An 8113-nucleotide genomic window follows, 5' to 3' on the forward strand; every position below is an offset into this window, starting at 1 on the left:
CCGCTGACCGCGGTCGGCGTATGGGGGAGGTGCAGATGAAGGAGACGGGTGCAAACCCGCCCTTCGCCTGCCCTCCCCTTCTCCGTTGAGGCCCCCTCGGCTAGTTGTCACACATGGTTCCTTCTGCCACCGATATGCCCCTCGCACCAGCTCCCGTCATCGTGGTGACCGGTGCGAGCGATGGCATCGGTAAGGCCGCGGTGCGGGAGTTCGCGCGACTGGGCGCCACGGTGGTCATGGTGGGGCGCAACGAGGCCAAGACGGCGGCGGCCGCTCGCGCCATCATGTCCGAAACCGGCAGTCGGACGGTGTCCTGGCTCATCGCCGACCTGTCGACGTTGACGGCTGTCCGCGATGTGGGACAGCTACTGCGGGAGCGCCATCCGCGCATCGACGTGCTGTGCAACAATGCCGGCGCGATGTTTCTCGAGCATGCGCTCACGGCGGACGGGATCGAGCGGACCTTTGCGCTGAATCATCTCGCCTACTTCGTGCTCACGCTGGAGCTGCTACCGTGCCTGCACGCGGCGGCGCGCGCATCGGGAAAGCCCGCCCGGGTCGTCAACGTCGCGAGCCGGACCCACAAGAATGCGCGTCTCGATCTCGCCCACGTGCAGCTGGGCGCCGACTACCGCGGATGGCGCGCCTACGCGAATTCGAAGCTGTGCAACATCTTGTTCACGCGCTCGCTGGCCCGCCGCCTCACAGCCGCGGATGTGGTGACCCATGCCATGCACCCCGGCGTGGTGAGTACCCGATTCGCCACCAATAATGGCGCCATGGGTCGCTTCCTACGCCGTGTGATGGACCTGCGTTCGGTCACGCCGGAACAGGGCGCCGACACCATGGTGTGGCTCGCCACGTCCATGGATCCGCAAGTCACTGACACCTCCGGCCAGTACTGGTACAAGCGCCACCCCGGCTCGATGTCGCGCGCCGCGCAGGATGATGGGCGTGCCGAGCAGCTCTGGAGGCTGAGTGAAGGGCTCACCGGGGCGCACCTGCGTTCGCCGGCATGACCTTGCCGTCCGCGAACGGGACACCTGATGTGGCCGCGCCCCCGACGAGCGTCGGCGAACCCCAGCCGCCTGGGACACATCCCATTGCTCCGTTGCGCTGGAGTGATCTGCCCCGGCTCTTCGTCATCGTATGGCGCGTGGCCCCGCTGCTGTTCTCGTTCCTGCGTGACCGGCGCCGCTGGATCAGATGGGGGGCGCCGCTGCAACGTTCGGCAGCCTTTCATGAGCGCCGTGCGCGCGCCCTGGTGCATCATCTGTCGGCACTCGGTCCGGCCTTCGTGAAGCTCGCGCAGGTGTTTTCGGCCCGCACCGATCTCGTGCCCGAACCCTACATCACCCACCTCTCCCGCCTCACCGATCAGGTGCCGCCCGTGCCGTGGCCGCAACTGCGGGCCGCGCTGGAGCAGGCGTGGGGCGCCGCTCCCGAGTCCATCGTGGACGACCTCGACCCGGTGCCGCTGGCTGCAGGTTCGATCGGTCAGGTACATCGGGCGCGCTATCAGGGCCGCGATGTGGTGGTGAAGGTACTGCGACCCGGTGTGGACGTGATCGTGCTGCGCGACGCCCGCCTCGCCCGCGCCATCGTGGCCTGGTTGTACCGGCAGTGGGCACACCATCATGTGCGCGGCTTCGCGATTGTGCTGGAGGAGTTCGACCGGCACATCCCCGAGGAGATGGATTTCGAGCGCGAAGCCATGCAGTGCATGCGCATGCGCGAACGGTTTGCCAACGAGCCTCGCCTGCGCATTCCCATGGTGGAGGCGGCGCTCACGCGGCGCGATGTCATCGTGATGGAATATCTCGAGGGCACCCGCATCGACCGTCTCGACGCGGAGCTTGCGTCTGGGCGCGTCTCAGCGCGCGCGCTGAACGAGATGCTCATCGAGACATACGCCCGCATGATGCTGCGGGACGGCGTATTCCATGCCGACCCCCACCCCGGCAACCTGCTGGTGGACCAGCAGGGGCGCCTGGTGTTGCTGGACTTTGGCATGGTGATCGACGTGTCGGTGTCCACCCGCAAGGCGCTGTTCGACACCATTCTGGCCGCCATCAGCCGTGACCCCGATGCGACAGCCGCAGGGTTCTTCGCCCTTGGCATGATTGCCACCGACTCGACGCCGGACGCGATGCGAGACCTGGTGGCGACCCTGCTCGATATCGCGTACAGCGACACGTCCATGTCGGACCGGGCGAAGGTGCTCGCCGAACGGGTGATGCGGGAGTTGCTCAACTGGCCCATCGTGCTGCCGGGAGAGCTCGTGTATTTCGCCCGCACCGCGGCGCTGATCGAGGGCGTGGGGGTGCGGTACGACAGTCATTTCAACAGCCTCCGGGTTGCATCGCCGGTGGTGATGCGCTTGCGGGGTGAATTGTTGTCTGCCCTGCTGGGCGATGACGGTCACCGCGAACCGCTCGTGACATTCGCGGCGACGCTGGGTGCGATGGCCGGCACGGCGGTCAGCTGGGTGCAAGGCTGGACCAAAAAGTTGCGCGCGCCGAGCTGACGATTCTGTGGCGAGGGTGCGTCGGGTTGATGCCACAATGGATGAGCTCCCTACAAGTGCTTGATTTGCCGTGCACCTTCCCGGCATCTGGAAGTGGTTGATTTCATTGACACTAGCGGAACAAATTGCCGCACACTCTGTGGCACGGCATGTGCATTAAGGCTCAGTGTTCGCAACTGCCCATAGCCTCCGCCCCAGACCGATGAACCGTTTCCGTACGATCGCCGCCGCGCTGACCCTGATCGCGTCCTCGGCCTCCGCCCAGGCCCCCGTCCTCGGCACCGTGACCTTCACCGGCGATCAGTCCAACAACGGCACCCTGGCCGGCTACAATGTCGCCCCGTACCTCGCCAATCTGAGCGGCTTCAACGCCCAGTTCGGCGTTCAGGGCACGGCGACACTGACCAACGCCATCATCTGGTGCGTCGACTTCACGCACTACACCAACTCCAGCCCTGACCAGTACTTCTCGACGGCGTTCTCGTCGAACCTGGGTGGCGTGGTCGGCAACGGTGACTTCAGCAAGACCCGCGCGGAAAACGAAGTGAAGTACCAGCAGGCCGCCTGGCTCATCGAGCAGTACGACGTCACGAAGGACGGCCTCACGGGCAACGTCTACAACGCCAAGAACATCCAGGGCACCATCTGGAACCTGTTCGGCGCCGGCATCAGCACCAGCCAGTTCACGACGCTCGCGATCGGCGACTACACCGACCTCACGCGCGACTGGTACGTCCTCAGTGACAACGATGCGCAGGGTGAAGTGTCGAATCAGGAATACCTGACCAGCCGCACCCGTCCGGTCTCCGTACCGGAACCGTCCGCCTACCTGCTCATGGGCAGCGGGCTGATCGCTCTCGGTTTCGCCCGTCGGCGTCGCAGCGCGACCAGCGCCTGATCCGCGGCCGCATCAGCCACCACCTGTTCCGCGACTAGAAGATCCAGTTGCGGAACAGGTCGAAGCCGAACTGCATCGCCGGTGGCTTCGCATCGTTGGAGCCCACCTGCGAGCACGGCGCACTTCCCGGATCCACACCGACCTGCGCCATCCAGCCCCGCGCAATGGTGTATTCCGCGGCGATACCCGCCCAGAGCGGGTTGCCCCGAGCGGCCTGCTGGCCTCGACAGACGCCTGTGTTGAGCCGCAGGTAGGTGCGATCGCCAATCTGCTTGCCCGCAGAGATACTGAGATTGACCGCGCTGGCGATACCGCCCACGCTCTCACCCGACTGATTGTTGCCGGTGCTCACCTGCACCGTGTTGAAGTTGCCCGGCAAGATGCTCTGCAGCTTGCCCTCGACCGCTCCACCGATGGTCGGAATCAACACGCCCGCCACGGCATCCACCGTACTCTTTCGCTGACCATCCAGTGCAAAGGTCGGTGCCCCGAAAATGAGCAACGAAATGATTTCGGACTCCGGTGCCGCCGCGAACAATGGATCGGTGCTGGACAGCGTGAGCACCGGATTGTCGTACGCACCGCTGATGTGGAGCTTGATCGGGACATCGCCGCGATCGGTCACCCGCACATTGTTGGTCGCGTTGATGTTGAGCGTGGGCGCGATATCGGCGTTGGGGTAGAACCGCACGCTTCCCGAGTCGACGGCAAAGCTGCGTACCACCGGACCCAGCGCGAGACGATACTGGCCGCGACTGGCCGTGATCTCACCATCGAGTGCCAGACGATCTCCACTCATGGCCACGGTGAGCCCCCCCCCAAGCTTCACGCGGGCCTCGGGCGTTTGCACCCACACTTCACTGCCCAGATCCACGCGCGCGTTTTCCACCGTGATCAGTGATCCCAACGCCGACAGCGACTGCGCTGCGGATTCAGCGACGGGCACTTCGTCGGCACCCAGCAGCTCGCGTGCCGCTTCACTGTTGAGATCGAGAGCGACCCGCTCACCCAGCGGATTGACGACGATGTTGGCACGAGGCACGAGCAGATTGCCACTCACCGTCGGACGCTTGAGAGGACCCGCCACGCGCACGTTACCGCTCACGTCGAGGTCCATGCCGTCACGCTGCCGCGACGCCTCGAAGTTGTTGGCCGCGAGTCGCACGTCCACGCGCATCGGATCGTTGGCCGGCATCAGCAACACGCCTTGCGCCGATATCGTGTCGTTCGCCGAACGGCCGCTGCGCAACCGAAGCGACTCCAGGACGATGGAATCGGCATTCGCCCGCACCACCATACGCCCATCGTACGGCGCAATGCCAAGCTGATCGAAGCTGGCGCCAGCGCCTTCCAGTGTGACGGTTCCAGTGGCGTTGGGGCGTTCAAATGTGCCGCCCAGTGTCAGTTGGCCCGAGAGGACGCCACGCTGGCGACTGACGCCATCGATCTGAATCGGCAAGGCTTGCACGCGCAGCGAGTCCGCCACCAAGGCCCCTTCGACTGCGTCACTCAGCAGACGCTTCTCCACCGACGCCATGCGGAGATCGATCGGAATGCGCCCTGAAACGCGCAGGGTGCCGCCCAGTGAGTCGGAAATAGACGCCTCTGCGACGAGACGCTGGTCCGCGTAGTTGCCTTTCGACACCACCGACGGAAGCCGGTAGCCGTTCACACCCAGTGAATCTCCCGTGAGCTGCCACCCGATGAGCGGCGCCTCCCGCTTGCCGCGCAGTTCCGCGCTGCCAGTCAGTGTCCCATCAAAGGGCGCAGTACCCGCCAGGAGGGTTGCCACTTCACCCACGGGGAACCGCTCGAGTCGCAGGTTGGCTCGCACGTCACCTGTGGTCGGCACATCGGCATCGACCGCCAACACGCCGCCCTCCGTGGAGCGAAGCTCCGCGGGCTGCATGCGCAGGCCGGCGGAATCGGTCACCACCACGATGGGTTGCTGCGAGCGCCAGGAAATCTCGTCATACGAAAGGCGCAACGAATCGAGCGTGATCGTACTTGCACCATCCTTGATGCCGTAGCCGCCGCGTGCGACCAACTGCGCGTCGGTTTCCGTACCCACGTCAAGCACCAAGCGGCCGCTGTCGGGATTGGCCTCGGTCACGCGCGCCGTCGCACTCTGGATGCGCACCGCGCCGATACCCGTCACTTCGTCGAACGTGGCCGTACCCTCGAACGTCGGACGTCGGAACACGTCTTCTGCACGCAGCGACCCGAAGATACGGCCGACCTTGATGGCTCCCACCTGCAGCGCACGCCCACCCACAGCCATGTTCGCTTGCGCGGCGGTGAAGCTGCCCACCACGTATCCCGACAATGACAGGTCGCCGCTCAACGTATCGGCCGCGACATCACGCAGAGACTGAGCCGAGACCGAATCCATCGGCTGCAGCATGCCCGCGAGGCGTGTGAGCTCAGCGCGTGCGGCATCGAGCGAGTCACTACGCAGTGACACCTGCAGCGTGTCCGACTGGAGCGAATCGCGCGACAGACCACCACGCGCGTCGAAGGTGATGCCGCCCAGGTGCGCCAACGCGGAATCGACAACCAACCGCTGCGGATCGAGCAAAGCACTCGCCACGAGATCAAACGATGGCTGTCCTTCGGCTTGCGCCTGCTGCAGCTGCACCACCGCACGACCGCTGAGCACGCGCACATCGCCGCTATCGGCAGCGACCGGCGCCGCCAACGTGTCCAGCGGGCCTTGCCCCGTGAGATGAAAATTTCCGCTGATCGCCGTGGCGGGCATGTCGGTACGCCCGTACCAGCGACGTGCGTCCACGCTGAACAACGATCCATCGGCCGTGGCTCGCCACGATCGCTTCCCCACAGACGCCGTGCCAGACAACGCCACACTGCGCGCCCACGTGCCCTGCGCGCCTTCACCAGTCAGGGTGCCGGTGGAATCGGTCCGGGCGGAATCCGCGCGTGCGTTGGCGCTCGCGAATTCGCCCACGGCCCGCACCGCCTCCTCGTCGGAGAGCGCCGCCAGTTCGGCACGCCAGTTGAGCGCGGACAACTTGCCGTCCAGCGCCACGCGACCCGCCAGTCGCGACTGGATGGGGATCATCGTGTCGATGCGGGCAATGGCGCGCATCGACAACGGCTCCAGCGCGAGGTTGGTGTTCACCTCGATGTCATCCCGATCGTAGCGCGCTGTGAGGCGGCCCCGCACCGACGACACATTGCTCGCCGCGTCGGTCCACACGAGGGCAAGCTGCGGCACATCGGCGCGCGCCATGTCGGCCGACCGCAGCGACAACGTGCCTGTCAGCAGGCCGTCCACGGTCAGCGAGTCCGGCATGAACGGTTTGAGCGAGCGCAGGTCCACGCGCAGATTGCTCACCGCCATGTTCGTGGCACGCGGCTCTGCGCCAATACCCACCGTGCCGCGTAGCGTCACAGTGGAGACCGCGGATCCCTGCCCACCCGACGCCACGGCCTCATCAACAAATCGCGCTTCGAGCAGGTCGAGCTTGAGCGCCGAAAGCGGGCCGCCTTCTGCGGCCACCAGACGGCCGGTGATGCTGCCCTTCACGGTTTCCGGCACCGCGTCATAGCTGATGCGACGCAGCAGGTCACTGCGCAGCGGCGCAAAGGCCAAGTCCACTTTGTGCAGCAGCAGATCCGCCGGGCGTACCGTGATCGCGATACCGCCACGAATGCGCGAGCCACCCGTCTGCACATCGAGATTGGTCAGCGCGTACTCGGTGTCGTCGGGGTTTTCGAGCGTCCGCAGACGCACGTCCGCCTGACCACGTCCTTCCATGGGCAGTACATCCCACACCCAATTCAGGTCGGACAGTCCAGCATCGGCCTTCACCTGTACGTCGTAGCGCACGGCACCGGGCTGATTCCATGCCACTGTGCCCTTGGCGCTGCCCACCGAGGCCGGCAGCTCCACGCGCGGCAGGTCGAGCATCAGGGAGTCGGAGGTCCACAAGACTCGGCCGGCCGCATTCTTGATCGGCACCGGTGGCGCAGATATCGAACCGCTCAGTGAATCGATCTGGAGTGAGGAGGGACGCTTGCGTGCGTCCACGACCACCACGTCGCGCGCCTTGAGACGACTCAGTTCGATCGTGCGACGCTCGAACCAACGCCCACCACTGGCCGGTGTGAGATCGGACGTGCTGTCGCGCAACGCAATAATGCTGTCGCGCGCCGCACCAGTGAACATGGGATGCGGTTCCCATGGTGCGAACGTCGTGATCTTTGCGCCCGCCACTGCGATGGACGAGATGATCACATCGTCGCCAAATCCCGGCGTCAGCGACGGCACCTTGGTGGTGGTGTCACCCGCAATGATGTGCGCGATGTTCCAGGGCGTGCCCGGCGTATCCTGGCGCAGATCCATGACCAGACCGTCGATCACCAGATCATTCACGCGAATGGCCTTTCGCAGCAACGCGCCCCACGTCAACGATGCACCAAGTCGTTCGGCTGTCACCACCGGCACGCCCGCGGTATCCACCAGTGCCACTTGTTCCGCGACGATCCGGCCGCGGCTCACTTCACGCAACACGCCGATGCGAAGGGTTCCGCGTCCGCCAAAGACGCCGTTTGCGCTCTCGATGACCTTGGCGAGCAGCCAAGCCCGTCCCCCCTCGGTGCCCGTCAGCCACCAGTAGGTGGTGACCAAGCCGGCCCCCAGTGACAGCAGCAGGGCTGCCACCCAC

Annotated in this window: 4 protein-coding genes; 3 read left to right on the forward strand and 1 reads right to left on the reverse strand. The window is 65.5% G+C overall.

The features are described from left to right. Window positions 1-113: 113 nt before the first annotated feature. The 3 genes from VGE27_RS07475 to VGE27_RS07485 all read left to right on the forward strand — a co-directional run bounded on the left by VGE27_RS07475 (window position 114) and on the right by VGE27_RS07485 (window position 3425). Window positions 114-1019: an SDR family NAD(P)-dependent oxidoreductase gene (locus VGE27_RS07475; protein ID WP_331049019.1), complete on the forward strand. Its 906-nt coding sequence runs from the start codon at window positions 114-116 to the stop codon at window positions 1017-1019. Continuing rightward, window positions 1016-2527: an ABC1 kinase family protein gene (locus tag VGE27_RS07480; RefSeq protein WP_331049020.1), complete on the forward strand. Its 1512-nt coding sequence runs from the start codon at window positions 1016-1018 to the stop codon at window positions 2525-2527. Before VGE27_RS07475 ends, VGE27_RS07480 begins: the two co-directional genes overlap by 4 nt. Window positions 2528-2729: 202 nt before the next feature. Then, on the forward strand, window positions 2730-3425 hold the full coding sequence (locus VGE27_RS07485; RefSeq protein WP_331049021.1) for a PEP-CTERM sorting domain-containing protein: 696 nt from the start codon (window positions 2730-2732) through the stop codon (window positions 3423-3425). A 34-nt stretch (window positions 3426-3459) separates the two neighbouring features. On the opposite strand, the gene VGE27_RS07490 is transcribed toward VGE27_RS07485, so the two are convergent. Continuing rightward, on the reverse strand, window positions 3460-8113 hold a 4654-nt coding region (locus tag VGE27_RS07490; protein WP_331049022.1), incomplete at its 5' end, for a translocation/assembly module TamB domain-containing protein.

Source organism: Gemmatimonas sp. (assembly GCF_036405635.1).
GTDB lineage: Bacteria > Gemmatimonadota > Gemmatimonadetes > Gemmatimonadales > Gemmatimonadaceae > Gemmatimonas.

What these genes read in the sequence shown, in the direction of transcription:
- VGE27_RS07480 (WP_331049020.1), top strand. Translation starts at nt 1,016, where the DNA reads ATGACCTTGCCGTCCGCGAACGGGACACCTGATGTGGCCGCGCCCCCG.
- VGE27_RS07475 (WP_331049019.1), top strand. Translation starts at nt 114, where the DNA reads ATGGTTCCTTCTGCCACCGATATGCCCCTCGCACCAGCTCCCGTCATC.
- VGE27_RS07485 (WP_331049021.1), top strand. Translation starts at nt 2,730, where the DNA reads ATGAACCGTTTCCGTACGATCGCCGCCGCGCTGACCCTGATCGCGTCC.